Origin of the sequence: Geobacillus thermocatenulatus, from assembly GCF_002217655.1 — a bacterium.
Taxonomy (GTDB): domain Bacteria; phylum Bacillota; class Bacilli; order Bacillales; family Anoxybacillaceae; genus Geobacillus; species Geobacillus thermocatenulatus.
This window is the reverse complement of the sequence record NZ_NEWK01000002.1, coordinates 1,169,783-1,189,492: the sequence shown is the minus strand read 5'-3', so window position 1 is coordinate 1,189,492 and position 19,710 is coordinate 1,169,783. Positions and strand designations below refer to the sequence as shown.

Below are 19,710 nucleotides of genomic sequence, written 5' to 3'. Positions count from 1 at the left end.
AGAGGAGCTGAATGTTGTTATTGTTTTACTTCGCTTGGAACATTTGGTGTCCCGTAAGTATGGAATGTTTCCACCGTTTTGTTTCCCCAAGCTTGCCCTCGTTTTCTCTCTTCTTCGGTCCATGTAATTGGTTTCCAATCGGGAGCCAAGACAAGATAGCCTCCGGAACATACTTCAATTCGATTGCCGCCGGGTTCGTACACATATGTCGTATACGTTTGATTGATGGCATGCTTGCTTGGAGAAAGCTCGATGTAAACGCCGTGATCTACAAATACATTGGCCGCTCTCACGATATCGGCCATGCTTTCCACAGCAAAAGCGATATGATGAAGCCGTCCTCTTGATCCGGTCGCATCTTTTGTATAAACAATATCATACGACTTGTTCGTGGCTCGATACCAAATTCCTGTTTTTCGGCCGTCATTCATCACGATTTGTTCCGTCAGACGAAGACCAAGGATCGTTTCCGCAAACTCCCCGTCTTTTTCGGGATTGGAAGATAAAAAGTTAATATGGTCTAATGTCTTGACAGCGGCTCCATGTCCCGTGAATTTTTGTGGCTGATTTTTCCAATAAGGCTTGAGATGATCGGGCGCCGCATAAAAATTAGTCTCATAGTACAATTCCATCACATGGCCGTCCGGGCTGTAAAAACGATATGCTTTGCCGTGTCCTTCATCGCCGTCAATCCATCCGATTCCTTGTCCTGTTTCTTTAATGGCATGCACTTTTCTTTCCAAGGCTTCAAGGCTTATCGTTCTCAATGCCGTATGGCCGATTCCAGCATGTTCAGCTTTTGTCAACTTTAAGGAATATTCTTCGTAATCCCCCCAGCAACGCAAATATGCAGACTGGCTGTTTCGATACACTTCTTGCATTCCGAGAATATCAGTAAAAAAATGAACACTTTCTTCGAATTTTGGCGTCAACAGTTCTACATGACCAAGATGGGCGATATCGAAGTCGAGCTTTTTTGTTGTTGGCATGGTCTCCCCTCCGCGATAATTAAACATAATTGTTTAACAATTTAACTATACAAAATGCAAAAAGTTATGTCAATAAGCGTTTTCATATTCAGTTGTCATCCGCTAAATGCTGCGCAAAGAAAACGTTTTGCGAAACATTGACGAATTCAATTTCATCATTGAAAATAAATGTATAATCATATTGTTAAACAAAATGGAGATGGAGCGATGACAATGGCCAAAAGACCGATGGATGTAGCTTATGAATATATTAAAGAACGAATTATGAACGGCACGTTTTTACCTTCGCAAAAGTTAAACGAAAGCGAGCTGTCTGCGCAAATCGGCGTCAGCCGAAATACGGTCAAAAAAGCGTTATTTAAATTGGAGCAGGAACATTTAGTAGACATGGAAGAAAACAAAGGGGCAACGGTGAAATCATTTACTGTCAAAGAAGTTTCCAACTATTTTGAGATCCGTGAGGCATTGGAAGGACTGATCATCCGCAGTGCGGTGGAACGGTTGACGGAGGAAGACCTTCGACAAATGGAAGATATTTGTAAGAAGATGGAGACATATTTAGATATGGGGGATTTTGAAGAATATTCACAGCTTAACAAACGGTTTCATGATATGATTTATCGAGCGAGCGACAATCAACAGGCGGTGGAAATGGTCAACTTGATCAAAGGCCAACTTCTTCGCTACCATTTGCGGACGATTTTGATTCCAGGACGAAAGGAAAATTCAGCGAAAGAACATCAGCAAATTTATCGCGCGTTAAAAGAGCGAAATGCTGAGGAAGCGGAAAACGCTGTTCGCCGTCATATTGCCAATATCCGAAAAACGATCGAAGAGCACTTTGCCTTTTTAGTTTAGCATCTTTCCGAAAGAAGTCTCCCACTTTGAAACGAAGGGAAAAAAGGAGAAATTCGATTGGCTTAGCCAACCAATACGATAGAATATGGTTAGAACGGACACCTTCGGAACGAAGGGAAGCGTAAAGGGTTCTTGTGCGTGGCTTGCCGTTCGGCGAACACGCACAAGTCGCCTGAAGCTCCCACCTCTCAGCGAAGTGTAGGTGGTGGGTAGTTTACCAGGATGAAATGGTCTGGCCTCCAACGATATACATGCAACATGAAGAGTTAACCTCTCCGTTATCCTGCACACCCTGAGCGTTGCAGCACTTCCTCCAAAGACCCTGTAGGCTCAATCTGCGAGCTGAGCCATGGGGGAAGGCAGTTCGTTGCAGGAGAAGGCAAATGTTAATTTTTTAATGAGCATGTATAGAGATTGTTAAAAGAGTCCGGTAAGAGTGGAGGAACATGCTGGTTTATTCAGCGACAAAGCTGAAACCAGCTTTTTTTTTTACGAAATTTTTGAATGATTTTGTTGACATGATGAAGAATAATATTTTATAATTCAATCATAAACAAAATTGTTTAACAATATTGTTCAAAGAAAGAGGGATGCTGTTTGTATGAAGAGTTGCTGAAGGATGCTTATGATCTTCATGTTCATACCGGACCTGACGTGTTGCCGAGAAAACTGGATGATTTTGAGATGGCAGCACGGCTTCAACGGCTTGGCATGAAGGGATACGGCATTAAGTCCCATTATTTCTGCACCGCTGAACGAGCAGCTTTGGTCAATCGCCAGTTTCCTGGATTTCAAGCGGTTGGAGCAATCTGCCTAAACAATACAGTTGGAGGGTTAAACGCTGTTGCGGTGGAAATGGCGGCAAGAGACGGAGCGAAAATCGTGTGGATGCCGACGTTTGACGCTGCGAACGAACAAGAACATTTCATCAACAGCCCTCCTGCGAAATTGCCACATTGGGCGAAGTTGCGTCTAGAGTTTGAGGCGCAAGGAAAGGCGTTGCCAACCATTCGAATTTTAGATGAAAACCATCGTTTGAAAAAAGAAGTGTACGACTGTTTGGAAGTGATGGCAAAATACGATTTGATTTTGGCGACGGGACATGTGGGCAAACAGGAAATTTATGAACTGGTGAAAGAAGCTCGTGCGGTCGGTGTGCGGAAAATCGTCATCACCCATCCGAACTTTCCATCGATCGCTTTGTCCAAAGAGGAACAAAAAGAGCTTGCTGAGATGGGAGCGATCATGGAACATTGCTTTACAACACCGGCATCAGGAAAGACGACGTGGGAGTCGGTATTTGCGGAAATTCGGTATGTTGGTCCCGAACATTGCATTTTATCCACCGATTTGGGGCAACCAAGCAATGTTTATCCCGATGAGGGGCTTCTCGAGTTTGTTCGTCAACTGATCGAGCAGGGTGGTTTTGCACCGGACGAAGTCAAACGAATGACTGTCATCAATACAGCCATTCTCGTGGAAGAAGTCGCTTCGAAAGTGTAAGCGCAACCGGTTATAGAAAGAGAATAAGTGTTCGATAGGAGGAGAAGCCATGGATCAACACACAAACCTATTAGTCGTCAGCGCCCATGCTGCTGATTTTGTTTGGCGGGGCGGCGGGACGATTGCGAAGTATGTAAAGGCTGGAGCCAATGTGTCGCTTGTGATTTTGAGCTATGGAGCGCGTGGTGAATCAAACGATTTATGGAAGGTGGAAGGACAGACGCTTGAAAACGTTAAAGCGGTACGCCGAAGTGAAATCGAAGCCGCGGCAGAATGCTTGGGAGTGAAGGATTACGAGATTTGGGATTACGAAGATTATCATATGACCATCACGCCGGAGCGGACGTTGCAATTCGTAAGAAAGATTCGTGAGGTTCGCCCGAATGTGATTTTAACACATGGGCCGCGTGATGCGTTCAATCCCGACCATGAAACCGTTTCCCGTTTTGTGTTTGAAGCGTCCGTGTTGGCGACATCGGCTGGGGTGCGCGATGTCGATTTGCCGAAAATCAAGCAACCGAAACTGTTTGGCTTTGAACCGCACCAATCGGAGATTAGTGATTTCAAGCCGGAAGTGATCGTTGATATTACCGATACGTATGAACAAAAATATGCAGCGATGAATTGTTTCAAGGCGCAAAAACATTTAATTGACTATTATGCAGCTAAAGCAGCTTTACGCGGCAACCATGCACGCCGGTGCTCGGGCAATCAACAATATCAATACGCGGAAGCGTTTAGCCGTTTTTTCCCTCTTGTAGGGGGTGAGCTTATCTGATGGAAAAATACATCATTCGCAACATTCAACGTCCAGCTTTGTCAATCATCGAGGAACTGAAACATTACGATGTGTCAACCGTGTATGAAGCGCAAGGAAAGCAAGGGCTGCTTTCTCCTGAACTGAAGCCGATTCAACAGGGGATATCGATATGCGGGCCAGCAGTGACCGCCGTTTGCTACGCGGGAGATAATTTAATGATCCATGCCGCCATTGAAGTGTGTCAGCCTGGAGACGTACTTGTCGTCGCAACGATTGGCGAAGGAATTCATGGGATGATTGGTGAGCTTATTGTGCGTGCGTTAATGAAGAGGGGCGTACAAGGGCTTATTATCGATGCTGGCATTCGCGACGTAAAACAAATTCGTGAACTCGGCTTTCCAGTTTGGTCGAAAGCTGTTCATCCGGAAGGCACTACAAAAGCGAGGGGCGGTTGGGTGAACGCTCCCGCCGTATGCGCTGGCGTGCTCGTCCACCCAGGGGATCTCATCATGGCGGACGATGATGGAGTGGTAGTGATTCGCAAAGATGAGGCGGCTTCATCATTGGAGGCGGCAAAAAAACGCGTTGACAAAGAAGCGGAAACAAAGCAGAAAATTGAAAAAGGCGAGCTGAGCTTAGATTTTTACCATTTGCGAGCAACATTGCAAAGAGAAAATGTGGTGTACTACGAGAACGAGGAAGCGTTTCAAAAACGGCGTTCTTTTGGAATCAAGGTGACATAAACGTTTTGAACGGGAGATGAAAAATGATAGCACCATCGATTGGATTTATTGGATTCGGAGAAGCGGCTTTTGCCCTGTCAAGCGGGCTGCTGGAAGAAAAGAAGATCACCTCTATTTTCGCCTATGACATAAACAGCGACCATCCTTTATATGGAGCTATGATCCGCGAGCGGGCAGCGGCGCTCGGCATCCCGCTCACGGCTTCCTTGAAAGAACTTTGCGAAAACACAATACATCTTTTTTGCACGGCCAGCGCGAAAGTCGCGGAAATGATCGCGGAAAACATTCAGCCCTTTTTGCATACCGATCATTGTTACATTGATATGAACGCGGCTTCTCCGATGACAATGGAGCGAGTGGCGGCACGCATTGCCGAAACAGGAGCCTCATTTATCGATGCGGCAGTGATGGACGCTGTTCCTCTGAAAAAGCATAAAGTGCCAATCTATGTCAGCGGATCGAAGGCGCTCGGGTTTGCAGAAGAAGCCAATGGATGGGGGATGAATGTCACATTCATTGGCGAAACTCCTGGAAGTTCGTCAGCCATCAAAATGTTTCGCAGCATTTTTATGAAAGGGGTTTCGGCATTGTTGCTTGAGACGTTGCATGCAAGCCGAATATATGGGGTTGAGGAGACGGTGCTGGCTTCTCTAAATGAATCGATAACCGCACAGCCGCTGCAAGAAACAGCGGATTTGCTGTTGCCGCGCACCGCTATTCATGCGGAGCGACGGGTGGCAGAAATGAGAGAAGTGATGGCCACGCTCGGCATGCTGGGCATTGATGCGACAATGTCTGAGGCCGTGGCGGCAAAATTGCAATGGCTGGCCGACCACCGAATACGTGAGCTGTGGAATGGCCATCTTCCGCAACATTATGATGCATTGCTGGAGATGTTGGAAGGAAAAAATAGAAAAAAGACGGACGACTATCAAAATTGATTCTTCAATGGGGGAGAGGAAGACGATGAATCAAGGGGCTGTACAGGCGTTTCTCAATACGCGTCATTTTAACCGTTTTCATGCTGTTTTGTTGCTATGGGGGCTGTTTACGATTTCATTTGAGGGGTATGACTTAGTCGTCTATGGTTCTGTCGTTCCTGTTTTATCGAAAGAGTGGGGGCTCAGTCCTGTTCAGGCTGGGGTGATCGGCAGCTATGGATTGTTTGGCATGCTGTTTGGATCCATTTTGCTCAGTGCGCTTGCAGATCGCTTTGGACGAAAACCGCTGATCGTTGCATCGATCGTGCTTTTTAGTGTTGCTACAACTCTTTCCGGTTTTGCCCAAGAACCGACCTTGTTCTCATGGTGCCGCTTTTTGGCTGGAATCGGGTTTGGGGGAGCGTTGCCTGCCGTCATTTCCCTGTTAACGGAATATATGCCGCAAAAGAATAAAAATCGGTCGATTACGTTGGCGTTATGCGGGAATCAAATAGGCGGGATCCTGGCGCCGCTTGTCGCAGTCGTATGTTTGCCCAACATTGGATGGCGTCCGGTCTTATGGTTCGCTTTCATCCCGTTAGTCATCGTTCCGTTTATGTTGAAAGCGCTGCCGGAATCGCCCCAGTTTTTGCTTCGGCGTGGAAGAAGAGAGGAATTGGAGAAGGTGCTGCGGAAAATCGATGAATCATACAGCCATGAATCGCTTCCAGATGTGGGCGGACAAACAGTTAAAGAGGAAAAGGTGCCGTTTATCGGTTTGTTTCAAAACGGTTTAGCGGTAACGACCATTTTGTTTTGCCTAATCTATTTTATGGGGCTTCTCATGATTTACGGCTTGAATACATGGCTGCCGAAATTGATGGAAGCGGCCGGTTATCCGCTTGTTTCCAGCTTGGTATTTGCTATTTTCCTAAACGGAGGCGCCTTGATCGGGACGTTGATCATTGGCGGAATGGCCGATCGCATGGCAAGCTCCAAACCGCTTATTGCGACTTTGTATATTGTGGGTGCTGTTTGCTTGTCGTTGATGGGAATGAAAAGCAACACGTTTTGGCTTTATGCGCTCATCGCTGTAGCTGGTGTTTGTACAATGGGAACGCAAAGCTTGTTGAATGCGTTTGTCTCGCAATATTATCCCGCTCATGTCCGCTCTACGGGCATTGGATTGGCCAATGGCGTCGGCCGCTTAGGAGGAATGGTTGGCCCGACGCTTGGCGGGGTGCTGCTAGGAATGAAAGCCCCCATTTTCATCTGCTTTGTTGCTTTTGCGCTGCCAGGCGTTATCGCTTCTTTGGCTGTTCTTTGCGTGCGCAAGAAAAAACGAGACATAGCGGTTGCTGGACAAGAGGTGGAAACCCTCTTCACATGAGATGGTGAATAGAAAACATGCAGTGGCATTCCTTGAACTATTGACTGCTTAAAACAGAGGAGGAGCGCGGAGGCGTTTTCAGGTTCTATCCATCGATTCCGATGATGTTTCTTTTTTTCGCGATCAGTCTTATGAATTCATGATGTTGGTGTGCTGTTTGAACATTTTACGATAAAACAGGGTAAGGGGGCATTGTCAAGTAAAGCCGCCAACAATGTCCCCCGTTCCGCTATCCTGCAAGCAGTTGAAGAAGATGGGGATGCACTTTCTTGTTGACAAGGGATGTGCTCCATACACTAAAGTCCAAGTGTCCATGTAAAAGCGGCATATTCATTTTCTACGCTTTCCGCTCGAATTTCTCCGCCCAGCCTCTCTATGATGGCTTTTGCAATAGACAGCCCTAAGCCATAGCCGTCTGTTTCTTGCGTTCTAGAAGGATCGGCGCGATAAAATCTGTCAAATATTTTTGGCAAGTCTTGTTTAGCGATCCCTTTCCCGCTATTTTTTATGGAAAACACAATATGACGTTTTGATTTTTTGAGAGATAAGTCGATCTTCCCTTTTTCATCTGTATATTTGACGGCATTCTCAAATAAAATGGTGATAACCTGTTTGATTCTTTCTGGATCACTTTTTACCATGACGTCAGGTTCAATGGAACAGGTGAGCTGAATCTTTTTATCGGTCATTGCAGCTTCCATGGATAAAATCACATCATGAATGGCGTTGCTTATATTGAATGGAACTTTTTGTATTTCAAAACTCATATCTTCCATTTGTGCTAGGGACAATAGGTCATTAATTAGTTTTGCCATTCTGTCCGTTCCGATCTTAATATAGTTGAGCCATTTGATTTGGCTCTCGATTGTTTCTTCGCGATTGGCCAATAGTACATCGTAATTGGCTTTAACGTGAGGAAATAAATTTTGTATACAAAAAAATCCACCCCATTCCGGGGTGGACTGAGAGAAGAGGGGCACCTTGCAAAGAAGTAGAGGAACATCGTAGTTTTATCGTATCGGTTTCTTTACAATAATTCTATATTTTTGTAAGAAAAGGTAACGAAGTTTTGTCAAAAAGGATTGACCGCAGCGGCTGCGATGGTCAGCCGCTGACGAACTTTCCGCCGTCGACGTGAAGCATTTGCCCGGTCATGTACGACGATTCGTCGCTCGCCAAAAAGACGTAGCACGGAGCGACTTCGCACGGCTGGCCGGGCCGTTTCATCGGCGTGTTGGCACCGAATGTGGCGACTTGCTCGCTTTTGAACGTCGACGGGATGAGCGGCGTCCAAATCGGGCCTGGGGCGACGCCGTTGACGCGAATGCCTTGGCCGACGAGCGCTTTGGCGAGCGAGCGGGTGAAGGCGACGATCGCCCCTTTTGTCGCCGAGTAGTCGATGAGTTGCTCGTTTCCTTCGTAGGCGGTGATCGAAGCGGTGTTAATAATCGCGCTTCCGCTTTTTAAGTGCGGGAGCGCCGCTTTCGTTAGGAAAAAGCAGCCGAACACGTTCGTGCGAAACGTTTTTTCCAGCTGCTCGGCGGTAATGTTGAGAAAATTCGGCTGCGGGTGCTGCTCGGCGGCGTTATTGACGACGATATCGAGCTTGCCGAACGCTTCGATCGTCTGTTTCACCGCCTCTTTGCAAAACGCTTCATCGCCAATGTCTCCCGCAATGGCCAGGCACCGTCTTCCTTCCTGCTCGACGAGCCGTTTCGTTTCTTCGGCGTCTTCATGTTCGTTGAGATAGAGAATCGCCACATCGGCTCCTTCCTTGGCAAAATGGACCGCGACCGCCCGGCCGATGCCGCTGTCGCCGCCGCTGATGATGGCGGTTTTGTTTTTGAGCTTGCCGCTTCCTTGATACGTGTCTTTGATGGTGACCGGCTGCGGGTTCATCTCCGTTTGCAGGCCGGGCTGGCGCGTTTGGTGCTGCGGGGGCAGTGTCGTTTGTTGCTTTGTGACCATCGTGGTCCCTCCTTGACGGATATTGTCACCGTTAGTATGGGACGGAGGAGGAGAATTATGTGTGAAGAGGGGAGGGATCACGAACAATGAAGAAGCCGTTGGTCATCTTTTTTCCGCCCACGTTTCCATCCACATCGCGATTTCCTCAATCGATGGTTTATCGGTTACGATTTTCACGGTATATTCTTCTGCTTCTTTTTCCGGAGCGGCAAGGCGATAGCCGTTTAGCCAAAGAAACTGTTTCATGGCGGCAAAGCCTGTTCGTTTATTGGCATTGTGAAACGGATGGTTTTGGCAGAGGCTGGCGTATAACGCTGCCGCCTTCAGCCAAAGGGTTGGATCAGCGTCCTGCCCGAAAGCGCTTTGTTTCGGGCGGTTGACCGCGCTGTTCAACAGCTTCGGAAATTTGGGGAACATGTTTTTTTGTTCTTGCCATAGAAGTCTTGGGGGATTAGACGATCTTTACTTTTTGATTAAGTAAAGATAAAATGATTAGCAAAGAGGAAAGGAGGAATCATGATGAAGCCATCCTCACATGAAACGTATACGTATTACTCCACACTTTCATCGAAACATCAAGTGACGATTCCAATGAAGATTAGAGAAGTGCTGGGGGCAGAACCGGGAGACCAAGTGGCGTTTGTTTATGGGGAAAATCAAGAGGTGACGTTAAAGGTGAAAAAGAAAGATGCGTTGCTATCTTTGTTCGGCACCATGCCGCCTAGGGGAGACAGCCGTCCGATGGCATGGGAGGATATTCGCAAACAAGCGAAAGAGGAACGGATGTCCAAGAGGGAAAAGAACGCAGAGTAGATGATAGGGAGAAGAGGATGAAACGTGTATATTTTAGATACAAACATCATCATTCGTTTTTTAACCAATGACGATGAGGAACAATCTTTGGTTGCCTATCGGGTATTTGAAAAGGCGGTCAACGGTGAATTTGTGTTCCTATTGCATCCTCTTGTCGTGGCGGAATGCTGCTGGGTGCTCGAGTCGAAACGGTACGGGTATACGAAGAGAGAAATCGCAAGCAAGCTGAAGCAAATCATAGAAGCTTCTTGTGTGAAGACGATAGACAAAGAAGTTGTTGGAAAGGCATTAGACGATTACGCCTGTTGCAGCGTCGATTTTGCTGATGCGTATCTTTCGGCGCTGGCGCAGCACACTTCATCCATCCAAGGGATCATCACCTGGAACGAAAAAGATTTTCGTCGGCTTGGCGTGGAATGCTATATGCCTGAATCCATCATTTGAATCAATGATGGCTGACATTTGAATAAACATCGCGATTTTCCCAGAGCGCCAATCCCCCGTCTTTTTTTGCTGCAAAACGGGAAACGTCCCAATGGAGCGGCCGAGGGTTGTTGCGTAAAAAAGCAAACGAGCTGGCTCACATAGTCCAGCTCGTTTCTCGCTTATAACACATTGAAATACCGTGCCTCTGGATGGGCGAAGACGATCGCCGAAACCGATGCTTCGGGCTCCATCATATAGCCGTCGGTGAGACGGATGCCGACATCTTCTGGATGAAGCAGGCGGAACAGCTTCTCTTGGTCTTCCAAGTTCGGACAGGCCGGGTAGCCGAACGAGTAGCGCTGGCCTTGGTATTTGGCGGCGAAGCGCTCTTCCATCGTAAAATCCGGGTCGTCCGGGAAGCCCCAGCGGTCGCGCATAATTTGGTGGATGCGCTCGGCGAATCCTTCGGCAATCTCGAGCGCCAGCGCTTGGATGGCATGGCTTTTCAAAAATTCGCCTTCGTCTTTCCACCGTTGGGCGAGTTCGCGGACGCCATGCCCGGCCGTGACGGCGAACAAGCCGACATAATCCATTTCCCCGCTGTCTTTCGATTTCAAGTAATCGGCAAGGCAAAGATGCGGCGCCCGCGGCTGGCGCGGGAAGTCAAACGTCTCGAGCACGGTTTTGTGATCAACCGGATCGTAAACGTAGACGCGGTTGTCGTCGCTTTGCGCCGGGAAGAAGCGGTAGACGCCGGCGGGCTGAATCCAGCCGCGCTCTTTCGCTTCGGCGAGGAGTTCGTCGACGACCGCTTTTAACGCCAGCGCTTTTTCGTCCCGTTCTTCGAGCAGCCGCTTCACTTTTCCTTTCAAGCCGAGGTGGTGGCCGAGCACCATTTGCCAGTTGACGTACGGCAAAATGTGGTCAAGCGGCACGTTTCGCAGCACGTGGCGCTCGAGATCGGCTGGGATGTAGACGGGAACGTCGGTCGAGACGTTCGATTTGACCGTTGCGGCAACGGCTGTTGGCCGCGTTGGCTCGCTTTCGGCTGCTTCTTTTTTCGTGTATTCGATTTCTCCTTGCTGGATTTGGTTGGCGAGCGCGAGCCCGTCCATGGCGTCTTTTGCGTACAGGACGACGCCGTCATATTCGGGTGCGATTTTGTTTTCGGTAAATTTGCGCGTCAAGGCGGCGCCGCCGACTAAAATCGGAGTTGAGATGCCGGCTTGGCGCAAGTCTTGGGCGGTGACGACCATCTGCTGGGCTGATTTCACAAGCAGCCCCGACAGCCCGATGATGTCCGGCTGATGTGCGCGCACCGCTTCGATCAGCTGCTGCGGCGCGACTTTAATGCCGAGGTCGATCACCTCGTAGCCGTTGTTGCTTAAAATGATGTCGACCAAGTTTTTGCCGATGTCATGCACATCGCCTTTGACGGTGGCGAGAATGACTTTTCCTTTTGTGCTTCCTTCTTTCTTTTCCATATACGGCTCTAAAAAGGCGACCGCTGCTTTCATCACTTCCGCGCTTTGCAATACTTCAGCGACGATGAGCTGGTTGTTGTTGAACAGCCGCCCGACTTCATCCATGCCGGCCATAAGCGGGCCGTTGATGATCGACAGCGGATCGGAGTAGGTCTCAAGCGCCTTCTCCAAATCAGGAATGAGCCCGTCTTTCGACCCTTCAATAACGTAGCGGGCGAGCCGCTCTTCAAGGCTCAAGTTTTCCTCAGTCGGCTTGGCGGCGGTGATTTTGCTTCGGTAAAATTCGATGAAGGTGTTTAACGTTTCGTCGCTCGTGTTAAACAAAAGCGCTTCGGCCATCCGCACTTCGTCTTCCGGAATCGAGGCGAACCGCTCAAGCTTCTCGGTGTTGACGATCGCATAATCGAGCCCGGCTTGCGTGCAATGGTACAAAAAGACGGAGTTGAGCACCTCGCGCCCGGCCGGCGGCAAGCCGAACGAGACGTTGCTGATGCCAAGCATCGTCAAGCACTCAGGCAGCCGCTCTTTAATGAGGCGAATGCCCTTGATTGTTTCGTTCGCCGCGCCGATGTATTGCTCATCGCCGGTGCCGACCGGGAAGACGAGCGGGTCGAAAATGATGTCGCGCGCCGGCACGCCGTAGCGGTTGACGAGCAAGTCATACGAACGCAAGGCGATTTCCAGCTTCCGCTCCGCGGTGACGGCCATCCCTTGTTCATCGATCGTGCCGACGACGACGGCGGCGCCGTATTTGTGCAAGAGAGGAACGACTTTCGCAAACCGCTCTTCACCGTCTTCCAAGTTGATCGAATTGATGATCGCTTTCCCTTGCGAGTAGGTGAGGGCGCGCTCGATGACGCGCTCGTCGGTCGAGTCGATGACGAGCGGCACTTTCACTTTTTTCACGACTTCGCGGACGAACTGTTCCATGTCATAGAGTTCGTCGCGGTCCGGGTCGGCCAAGCAAATGTCGATGACATGGGCGCCGTTTTTCACTTGGGCGCGGGCGATTTCCGCCGCTTCTTCGTATTTCCCTTCGGCGATGAGGCGCTTGAATTTGCGCGAACCGATGACGTTTGTCCGCTCGCCGACAAAGAGCGGGCGCATCGTTTCATCATAAATGAGCGCATCGATGCCCGAGACGGCGTGCACATCGAAAGAAGACGGAATCGCCCGCGGCGGGATGTCACGCACCGCTTCAGCAATGGCGCGAATATGATCCGGTGTCGTGCCGCAGCATCCGCCGACGATGTTGATCCATCCCTTTTCGGCAAAGCGGCGGATTTTCTCCGCCAGCATGTCCGGCGTTTCATGGTAACGGCCTTCTTCATCCGGCAGACCGGCGTTCGGGTAGCAGCTGACGGCCGTATCCGCAAGCGAGGCGAGCGTCCGCAAATGGTCCGTCATAAACTCCGGGCCGGTCGCGCAGTTTAAGCCGACGGCGATCGGCTTCATATGGCGCACCGAGATGAAAAACGCATCGATCGCCTGGCCGGCGAGCGTTGTGCCCATCGGTTCGATCGTGCCGGAAATCATGAGCGGCACGCGGCGGCCGACCGCTTCAAACGCTTTGGAAATGCCGAGGAAGCCCGCTTTCACATTCAACGTATCTTGGCACGTCTCCAGCAACAGAAGGTCGACGCCGCCCAAAAGCAGCCCGCGCGCCTGTTCTTCGTAGGCGGCGACGAGTTCCTCAAACGTCGCGCCGCCTGTGACCGACAACGTTTTCGTCGTCGGCCCCATCGACCCGGCGACGAAGCGCGGCCAGTCGGGAGTCGAGAACGACTCTGCCGCATGTTTGGCGAGCTTGGCCGCTTCGATGTTCAACTCCAGCGCCAAATGTCCGAGGCCGTATTCATCGAGCACAATGCGCGTCGCCCCGAACGTGTTCGTTTCGATGATGTCCGCTCCTGCTTCTAAATAGGCTTCGTGAATGTGGCGGATGACATGCGGGGCGGTCAATGTCAAATATTCGTTGCACCCTTCATACGCCTCGCCGCCAAAATCGGCGGCCGATAAATTCGCGCTTTGGATCATCGTCCCCATCGCGCCGTCGATGACAAGAATTTTTCGCTGCAGCTGCTGTTCTAAGGTGACCTTAGCCATGAACAACCTTCCTTTCTTTGGCGGCCGCTTCTTTTTCGTGAATGTAGCGGACGAGCTCGACCGTCATGTCATAGCGCAAAAACGGCGTGATCAAGTAAATGCCGTTAAACAAATCGAATGCCGCGTCAATGAGCGATTTGGCGATGGCGATCCCTTCGCGCGCTGCTTGCACCGGGTCGTCGCCGCAGGCGGCCATGCGGGCGCGAATCTCGTCCGACAGGGTGATCCCCGGCACTTCATGATGCAAAAACTCGGCGTTGCGCGCGCTCACCAGCGGCATGATGCCAATGTAGATCGGCGTGTCGAGATGTTTCGTCGCTTCGTATATTTGCACGATTTTTTCTTCCGAGTAAACCGGCTGGGTCAAGAAATAGTGGGCGCCGCATTGAATTTTTTTCTCCATTCGCTCAACCGCTTTATCCAAATGGCGGACGTTCGGGTTGAACGCCGCGCCGATCGAGAAGTTCGTTTTTTGTCCGAGTGATTTGCCCGAGTACGACAGTCCTTCGTTAAATTGGCTGATCAAACGGATCAAATCGAACGATGATAAGTCGTACACGGACGTTGCTCCTGGGAAGTCGCCGATTTTCGACGGGTCGCCGGTAATGGCGAGCACGTCGGTGATGCCAAGCGTATGCAAGCCCATCAAATGCGACTGCAAGCCGATCAAATTGCGGTCTCGGCATGTCATATGCACGAGCGGGCGGACGCCGATCCGCTCTTTGATGATCGTGGCGACGGCGGCGTTGCTGATGCGCGGCGTGGCAAGCGAGTTGTCAGCTAACGTCAGCGCGTCGATGCCAGCGTCATGGAGCGCTTTCGCCCCAGCGAGAAACTTGTCAATGCCGAGTTGTTTCGGCGGGTCGAGTTCGACAATGACCGAGCGGCGCGTGCGGGCAAGCTCGGGAAGCGGAGTCGGCGCGGGCCGCTCGGCTTGCACCGATACCGACACTGCGCGCCGCTTCACCGTTTTTTCCGTCACCGGCGTCCGATCGGCGAGCGCCTTTGCCATCGCTTCAATATGTTTTGGCGTCGTGCCGCAGCAGCCGCCGATCAAGCGCACCCCTTGGTCGCGGAACGCTTTGGCCGTCTCCTCGAAATATTCGGCGTTCGTCTCGTACACGAGCCGGCCGTCGCGGTAATCAGGGAGGCTGGCGTTCGGATACGCCGATAAAAACGCTTGCTTTGGCAGGGGCACTTCCTCGAGCGACTGAATCATATAGTACGGCCCAAGGCGGCAGTTGAGCCCGACGACATCGGCCCCGAGCGCCTCCAGGCGGCTAAGGGCGTCCGCAAGCGGCGTGCCATCTTGCAAGACGCCGACTTCATGAAGCGAGACGTGAGCGATAATCGGCAAGTCGGTCTCTTGGCGGGCGATGGCAAGCACCGTCTCCAACTCTTCCAAATCGTAATACGTCTCAAGCAACACGCCGTCGATCCCTTCAGCCAGCAGCACAAACAGCTGCTCGCGAAACGTCCGCTTCACTTCTTCGAGCGTGACGACGCTTTTGTTTAACGTGCGCAGCCCTCCGATCGTTCCGAGTACGTACGCCCGCCCATTTGCTGCTTGTTTCGCCAGCCTTACAGCGGCGCGATTGATCCCCGGCACCTCGTCTTGCAAGCCGTAGCGCGCGAGTTTCACATAGTTGGCGCCGTATGTATTCGTCTGAATGACATCGGCGCCTGCCGCGATATACGCCTCGTGAATATGAATGATTTCATCTGGATTGGATAAATTCAATTCTTCAAAACAACGGTCAATGCCGTGCGAATATAGAAGCGTCCCCATCGCCCCGTCGGCGATGAGAATGCGTTGTTTCAACTCATCGAGCAGCCCCACGTTCGATTCCCCCGTTTCCTTAAAGTAAAAGAAAAAAGCCTTCTAAGAAGAAGACTTTTCATTCGCTTCTTCTTATCTTCCAGGCTGTTGCCTGTCTGGATTTAGCACCTTGGCCGCGGCCAGGTTGCTGAGGGTTCACCGGGCCAGTCCCTCCCCCTCTCTTGATAAGAATGTCCGTATGCAGTTGTTCATTTTGTCTTGATGATTACTATATAATTTAATGTATTTTTCGAAATTATTCAATACGGTGAAGCAAGGAAATTTGAAAAAACGATCAATGAGACAGCGGATTTCCGCCTTGCGGGCAAAATTGAATAAAAAATGAACCATTGCATCTCCTCCCTTGTCCTTGCACAAAGCTCTTAACAGCATCTCTGTTTCATTCCGATAGAGCGAAATATGTCGAAATGTGTTAAAAAAAAGATAAAATTGTCGAACGATTTCTCTTTTTTTTTTAGAGTCAAGGTGTATGATTAAAATGGATGATATTAACAAGGAATTTACTAGAAACCGCATCACAGACGGGAGTGAAATGGGTGAGACAATGGTCGTGGCCGTATTTTATTCTGATTAGCCTGCCGCTTGTCGTGTTGATTGTACTTGCTTTTCGCCTAAAAGCGGCCAGCATGCCCATCAAAATAGGGTTGATTGTATTGGTGTTGCTTTACGGGGGAGTTTATTCTCGTTTAGTGCGAAGGATGAGATAGACGCAGAATGTTTTTGAAAAAAGTTTTGATCGATTATCATTTACTGGAAGAAGGTGATAGGTTATGAGTTTGTTGGCGCTTGTTGCCGGGACGCTCGGCGTGTCGCAGGCAGTCGCGACGACGGTTGTTTCGATTGTGCTGACCGGCTCCACGCTTATTTCTATTATTCTTGGGATCACCGCTATTTTGTCAGGTGGAGTCGACGCCATTTTGGAAATTGGGTGGTCAGCTTTTGTCGCGACGGTGAAAAAAATAGTGGCGGAACGAGGAAAAGCGGCAGCGATTGCATGGTAAAGGGAAAACGGCAGGGGAAAGACTCCCCTGCCGTTCCTAATGAGTTCAATGCAAGGGGGGAGAGAAATGAAGCTTGTATGGTTGCTGTATCAACAAAGACAACGAAGCAGTTTGGCGCCGTTGCAGAAAAAATCGCCTTTTTCCCCGCAGATGACCATGTTCTTGGTGGAAGCGGCGAAATGGCTTGTTTCATCGGCTGTGGTTGTAGCCCTTTGCGCTCGATCCTCGACGCTGTTTCGCCCTTCTGTGGTTATGGGAGCTCTTTTTTTCATGTCGGTCAGCCCTTTCATAGGAGTTTTGCTTGAGTCCAAAGAGGCATTGCAACGTCAATACCATTATCATTATGTGCGTCTGTCTGGGGTGCGGGATGATGAGGTGTGGCAGCGGTTGCTCAAAATCCACTACGCTGTGTCTCTTCTGCGGCTATTGCCGATTTGGTTGCCGCCTTCAATTGGATTGATGGTGATGTTTGGGATGATGACAGGCGCATCATTCGTATGGTTTGGACAAACGATGTTGCTTCTTCTTTATGTAATATCGCATATAGTGCGTGGCTCAACTGTTAGAGCGACGGGCGTATTTTCTGCCGTTTTCTTTCGAATGGCATCATTCGCGATAGGCTATGCCGTGATGGCGGCGATTGTGCCGCTGCTGCAATTGTCCCGCCAAGCGGTTCGGATGTATGGGCTGTCTCTTTCTTATCTGGCGTATATGGATGGTTATGCTGTCCACTGGCAGCAACGGTTTTATGAGTGCATGACTAGCTGGGGAGGATGGTCATTTTCAAGTACGAGTTTATCATTCATCGGTGCTGGATTCGCTCTGTTGGCTTTAATTTGCTTTTCTTTCATTCGCCCGTCTCATTCTCACAAGGCGGCGTACAGACTATATTCATGGTATCAACGTGTCATAGAGTCGTTAAAAGTTCGCGGCACCAATAATGCAATTTTATATAAAGATCTTTGTCTGTTCACACGCCCAGTCCGTGAGTTGACGAAACCGCCTTGGTCGCTATTTTTGCCGGGGGAATGGTTTTTGGTCGCAGGAGCGAATGTGGCGCTGTTGCCGATCGTTCATAACGGGTCGATCATTTTGTTTTTGTTTATGTTTGAAATGTATATCGTCATGACAGGGGCGTTGCGAGCCATTACCGACGTCTTTCGGGACATTTTTCAGTTTGAAAGCGAGATGGAGCGTCTCACCGTGTTTCGCCTCCTTTCCCCGCCTCCTCTTGTGCCGTTAATCGAAGCGAAATGGACGTTGCTTGAACGATTAGGCGTCTACCCATGCATGACGGCAGTAGGATTGCTTCTCCTCGAATACATAGGATTATTGGGGATGCGTGGAGGGCTTTGGGCAGCAATGGGAGCTGTGATGATGATGCCTGCCTATTCGCTTGTTGTCAAACGGATTTTGCGCACCGATTATGAAGTGTTCTGCCTTGTTTTAGCGAGCGGTGAGCAAACGGTGTTGACATCTCCGCGTGATTATGCAGGGTATATGGTGATTGCGGCCGGAAATCATTCGTTTCATCGCTTATTGATTTACATAACTGTTTTTTCATCGCTTCTTTCTGCCTTTTTTATGCTCTTGAAAGGTTGGAGTTGGGCATGCTACAGCGTTTTGTTTGTTGTGATGATTTACCTTGTATTATGGAATGGTTCTCAATATGCTCAGCGTACATGAGGAGGCATTCGCGATGATCAAACGAGCCATTTACACTCATTTTCCATATTTTCTCTTGTCGTTCGGTGTATATGTTGTCTGCTTTGCGTTGGGAGCAGGGATTTTTTCACAACGGCTTGCCATCCACCCAACCTCTATGGAATTTGGAACCACTTTCGGACACAACTTGCTCGTTGGAGCCATTTTGATGGTCGGCGGATGGCTGACGTTAGGAATGGCCAATACCCTTTATCTGGCCTATAATGCGGCAATGTTCGGAGTGATCGTGAAAGGAGTCATGAAGGGGTATGGCATGCAGCCGTTAATTACCGGTGTTGTTCCCCACGCCGTTCCTGAAATCATCGGCCATGTCTTGTTTTGTACATTAGGGTACGAGACGTGGAGGTTTCTTCAAATCATCAAAAAAAGAGCAAGGGGAGAAGAAGAAACGCTCTATATACGGGATATTCTCTTGTTGCTAGTGCTGGCGGTCGTGTTGCTGGTCATCTCTGCATGGCTGGAATCAAAGGTCTCTCACGTGTGACAAGAAACGGACCGAAAAATAGAGAAGTTATAAAAAGGGGCGGAACAGATGGAACCGTTGTTTACTTTGCAAAACTTGACGTATCGCTATGATGGGGGAACCACGATTTTTCAGCAATTCTCATTTTCCATTTTCCCAGGGGAGACGGTGCTTCTCACCGGCCCCAATGGAGTGGGGAAAACGACTCTTTTGCACATTATTTCGGGATTGCTCGATAAAGGAGAGCTGCATTATCAAGCCTTTTATAAAGGCAATCCGATTCCGCTTCCCGACATGCGAGCCCATTTGTCTTATGTGACATCCGAGACCGTCATGTTTTCAAAATTGACGGGCTATGAAAATATCGAATGTTTCCGGCTTTTATGGAAGCTGGATCAACAGTACGTCCGGAAAGCAAACGAATTATGCAGTCTGCTTGGAATGGAGGAAATGCTCTCGCTTCCGGTGGATCAGTATTCATTAGGAACAAAGCAAAAACTGCATATTGCGATTGCTTTAGCCCGTCCGGTCGAATTGTATTTGATGGATGAGCCGTTCAATTCCCTTGATAGGTTAAGTCGCGATCGGTTGGCGGAGTGGATTCAAGGCGACCGTCAAGGTGCTTATCTCATTGCTTCTCACGTTCATCAAGAGCGCTTCCCTGGTTCCCGCATAATCTCGCTTACACGTCCAAACAATGAAGACAAAAGGAAAAAATGAT

At 49.6% G+C, this 19,710-nt stretch carries 18 protein-coding genes and 1 riboswitch; of the genes, 12 read left to right on the top strand and 6 right to left on the bottom strand.

Translation table 11 applies throughout. The features are described from left to right. Window positions 1-17 precede the first annotated feature (17 nt). Window positions 18-989, bottom strand: coding sequence for a catechol 2,3-dioxygenase (locus B9L19_RS14945; RefSeq protein WP_089113975.1), 972 nt, complete (start codon window positions 987-989; stop codon window positions 18-20). Window positions 990-1,196: 207 nt separating this feature from the next. On the opposite strand from B9L19_RS14945, the gene B9L19_RS14940 reads away from it, so the two are divergent. The 6 genes from B9L19_RS14940 (at window position 1,197) to B9L19_RS14915 (ending at window position 7,163) form a co-directional block, all read left to right on the top strand. Then, entirely contained in the window at window positions 1,197-1,847 is a 651-nt protein-coding gene (locus tag B9L19_RS14940; protein WP_013146173.1) for a GntR family transcriptional regulator, read from the top strand. A gap of 597 nt (window positions 1,848-2,444) precedes the next feature. Then, on the top strand, window positions 2,445-3,350 hold the full coding sequence (locus B9L19_RS14935; RefSeq protein WP_025950996.1) for a DUF6282 family protein: 906 nt from the start codon (window positions 2,445-2,447) through the stop codon (window positions 3,348-3,350). Window positions 3,351-3,399: 49 nt separating this feature from the next. Then, entirely contained in the window at window positions 3,400-4,128 is a 729-nt protein-coding gene (locus B9L19_RS14930; protein ID WP_089113974.1) for a PIG-L deacetylase family protein, read from the top strand. Further along, window positions 4,128-4,853 carry a 4-carboxy-4-hydroxy-2-oxoadipate aldolase/oxaloacetate decarboxylase gene (locus B9L19_RS14925; RefSeq protein WP_089113973.1) on the top strand — a complete coding sequence of 242 codons (726 nt, stop codon included), beginning with the start codon at window positions 4,128-4,130 and terminating at the stop codon, window positions 4,851-4,853. The genes B9L19_RS14930 and B9L19_RS14925 overlap by 1 nt, the downstream gene beginning before the upstream one ends. Before the next feature lie 23 nt (window positions 4,854-4,876). Continuing rightward, window positions 4,877-5,794 (top strand): NAD(P)-dependent oxidoreductase, encoded by a 918-nt coding sequence (locus B9L19_RS14920; protein WP_089113972.1) that lies wholly within the window; start codon window positions 4,877-4,879, stop codon window positions 5,792-5,794. Window positions 5,795-5,819: 25 nt separating this feature from the next. Further along, the gene (locus B9L19_RS14915; protein WP_025951000.1) at window positions 5,820-7,163 is read left to right on the top strand and encodes an MFS transporter; all 1,344 of its coding nucleotides are present in this window, start codon (window positions 5,820-5,822) and stop codon (window positions 7,161-7,163) included. Between the two features lie 296 nt (window positions 7,164-7,459). Here B9L19_RS14915 and B9L19_RS14910 read toward each other — a convergent pair whose 3' ends face one another. The 3 genes from B9L19_RS14910 to B9L19_RS14900 all read right to left on the bottom strand — a co-directional run bounded on the left by B9L19_RS14910 (window position 7,460) and on the right by B9L19_RS14900 (window position 9,548). After that, complete coding sequence (locus B9L19_RS14910; RefSeq protein ID WP_244182588.1) at window positions 7,460-8,050, bottom strand: sensor histidine kinase; 591 nt, start codon at window positions 8,048-8,050, stop codon at window positions 7,460-7,462. Window positions 8,051-8,267: 217 nt separating this feature from the next. After that, a complete protein-coding gene (locus tag B9L19_RS14905; protein ID WP_053915229.1) occupies window positions 8,268-9,131 on the bottom strand; it encodes an SDR family oxidoreductase in 864 nt (287 codons plus the stop codon). Window positions 9,132-9,233: 102 nt separating this feature from the next. Next, the gene (locus B9L19_RS14900) at window positions 9,234-9,548 is read right to left on the bottom strand and encodes a type II toxin-antitoxin system death-on-curing family toxin (RefSeq protein ID WP_089113971.1); all 315 of its coding nucleotides are present in this window, start codon (window positions 9,546-9,548) and stop codon (window positions 9,234-9,236) included. A gap of 102 nt (window positions 9,549-9,650) precedes the next feature. Here B9L19_RS14900 and B9L19_RS14895 point away from each other — a divergent pair, with 102 nt between their 5' ends. Next, a complete protein-coding gene (locus B9L19_RS14895; protein ID WP_025951003.1) occupies window positions 9,651-9,944 on the top strand; it encodes an AbrB/MazE/SpoVT family DNA-binding domain-containing protein in 294 nt (97 codons plus the stop codon). A 24-nt stretch (window positions 9,945-9,968) separates the two neighbouring features. Further along, window positions 9,969-10,388, top strand: a complete 420-nt coding sequence (locus tag B9L19_RS14890; RefSeq protein WP_025951004.1) for a type II toxin-antitoxin system VapC family toxin — start codon at window positions 9,969-9,971, stop codon at window positions 10,386-10,388. Window positions 10,389-10,549: 161 nt separating this feature from the next. Here the strand turns inward: B9L19_RS14890 and metH are convergent, their stop codons facing one another. Both metH and B9L19_RS14880 read right to left on the bottom strand, forming a co-directional pair. Further along, the gene (gene metH, locus B9L19_RS14885) at window positions 10,550-13,960 is read right to left on the bottom strand and encodes a methionine synthase (RefSeq protein ID WP_089113970.1); all 3,411 of its coding nucleotides are present in this window, start codon (window positions 13,958-13,960) and stop codon (window positions 10,550-10,552) included. Further along, on the bottom strand, window positions 13,953-15,800 hold the full coding sequence (locus B9L19_RS14880; RefSeq protein WP_025951006.1) for a bifunctional homocysteine S-methyltransferase/methylenetetrahydrofolate reductase: 1,848 nt from the start codon (window positions 15,798-15,800) through the stop codon (window positions 13,953-13,955). Before B9L19_RS14880 ends, metH begins: the two co-directional genes overlap by 8 nt. Before the next feature lie 69 nt (window positions 15,801-15,869). Beyond that, window positions 15,870-15,971: riboswitch (SAM riboswitch) on the bottom strand. Window positions 15,972-16,570: 599 nt separating this feature from the next. Between B9L19_RS14880 and B9L19_RS14870 the strand changes: the two genes are divergently transcribed. The 4 genes from B9L19_RS14870 (at window position 16,571) to B9L19_RS14855 (ending at window position 19,709) form a co-directional block, all read left to right on the top strand. After that, window positions 16,571-16,801 (top strand): uberolysin/carnocyclin family circular bacteriocin, encoded by a 231-nt coding sequence (locus tag B9L19_RS14870; RefSeq protein WP_013146157.1) that lies wholly within the window; start codon window positions 16,571-16,573, stop codon window positions 16,799-16,801. Between the two features lie 66 nt (window positions 16,802-16,867). After that, window positions 16,868-18,487: a hypothetical protein gene (locus B9L19_RS14865; protein WP_047753412.1), complete on the top strand. Its 1,620-nt coding sequence runs from the start codon at window positions 16,868-16,870 to the stop codon at window positions 18,485-18,487. 13 nt (window positions 18,488-18,500) lie between these two features. After that, window positions 18,501-19,010 (top strand): stage II sporulation protein M, encoded by a 510-nt coding sequence (locus tag B9L19_RS14860; RefSeq protein WP_047753413.1) that lies wholly within the window; start codon window positions 18,501-18,503, stop codon window positions 19,008-19,010. A gap of 48 nt (window positions 19,011-19,058) precedes the next feature. Beyond that, the gene (locus B9L19_RS14855) at window positions 19,059-19,709 is read left to right on the top strand and encodes an ABC transporter ATP-binding protein (protein WP_047753414.1); all 651 of its coding nucleotides are present in this window, start codon (window positions 19,059-19,061) and stop codon (window positions 19,707-19,709) included. Window position 19,710 lies beyond the last annotated feature (1 nt).

Excerpts from the sequence above, each read along its gene's own strand:
- B9L19_RS14920 (WP_089113972.1), top strand. The coding sequence starts at position 4,877 with ATGATAGCACCATCGATTGGATTTATTGGATTCGGAGAAGCGGCTTTT.
- B9L19_RS14905 (WP_053915229.1), bottom strand. The coding sequence starts at position 9,131 with ATGGTCACAAAGCAACAAACGACACTGCCCCCGCAGCACCAAACGCGC.
- B9L19_RS14940 (WP_013146173.1), top strand. The coding sequence starts at position 1,197 with ATGACAATGGCCAAAAGACCGATGGATGTAGCTTATGAATATATTAAA.
- B9L19_RS14925 (WP_089113973.1), top strand. The coding sequence starts at position 4,128 with ATGGAAAAATACATCATTCGCAACATTCAACGTCCAGCTTTGTCAATC.
- B9L19_RS14945 (WP_089113975.1), bottom strand. The coding sequence starts at position 989 with ATGCCAACAACAAAAAAGCTCGACTTCGATATCGCCCATCTTGGTCAT.
- B9L19_RS14895 (WP_025951003.1), top strand. The coding sequence starts at position 9,651 with ATGAAGCCATCCTCACATGAAACGTATACGTATTACTCCACACTTTCA.
- B9L19_RS14900 (WP_089113971.1), bottom strand. The coding sequence starts at position 9,548 with ATGTTCCCCAAATTTCCGAAGCTGTTGAACAGCGCGGTCAACCGCCCG.
- B9L19_RS14930 (WP_089113974.1), top strand. The coding sequence starts at position 3,400 with ATGGATCAACACACAAACCTATTAGTCGTCAGCGCCCATGCTGCTGAT.
- B9L19_RS14870 (WP_013146157.1), top strand. The coding sequence starts at position 16,571 with ATGAGTTTGTTGGCGCTTGTTGCCGGGACGCTCGGCGTGTCGCAGGCA.
- B9L19_RS14855 (WP_047753414.1), top strand. The coding sequence starts at position 19,059 with ATGGAACCGTTGTTTACTTTGCAAAACTTGACGTATCGCTATGATGGG.
- B9L19_RS14915 (WP_025951000.1), top strand. The coding sequence starts at position 5,820 with ATGAATCAAGGGGCTGTACAGGCGTTTCTCAATACGCGTCATTTTAAC.
- B9L19_RS14865 (WP_047753412.1), top strand. The coding sequence starts at position 16,868 with ATGAAGCTTGTATGGTTGCTGTATCAACAAAGACAACGAAGCAGTTTG.
- metH (WP_089113970.1), bottom strand. The coding sequence starts at position 13,960 with ATGGCTAAGGTCACCTTAGAACAGCAGCTGCAGCGAAAAATTCTTGTC.
- B9L19_RS14860 (WP_047753413.1), top strand. The coding sequence starts at position 18,501 with ATGATCAAACGAGCCATTTACACTCATTTTCCATATTTTCTCTTGTCG.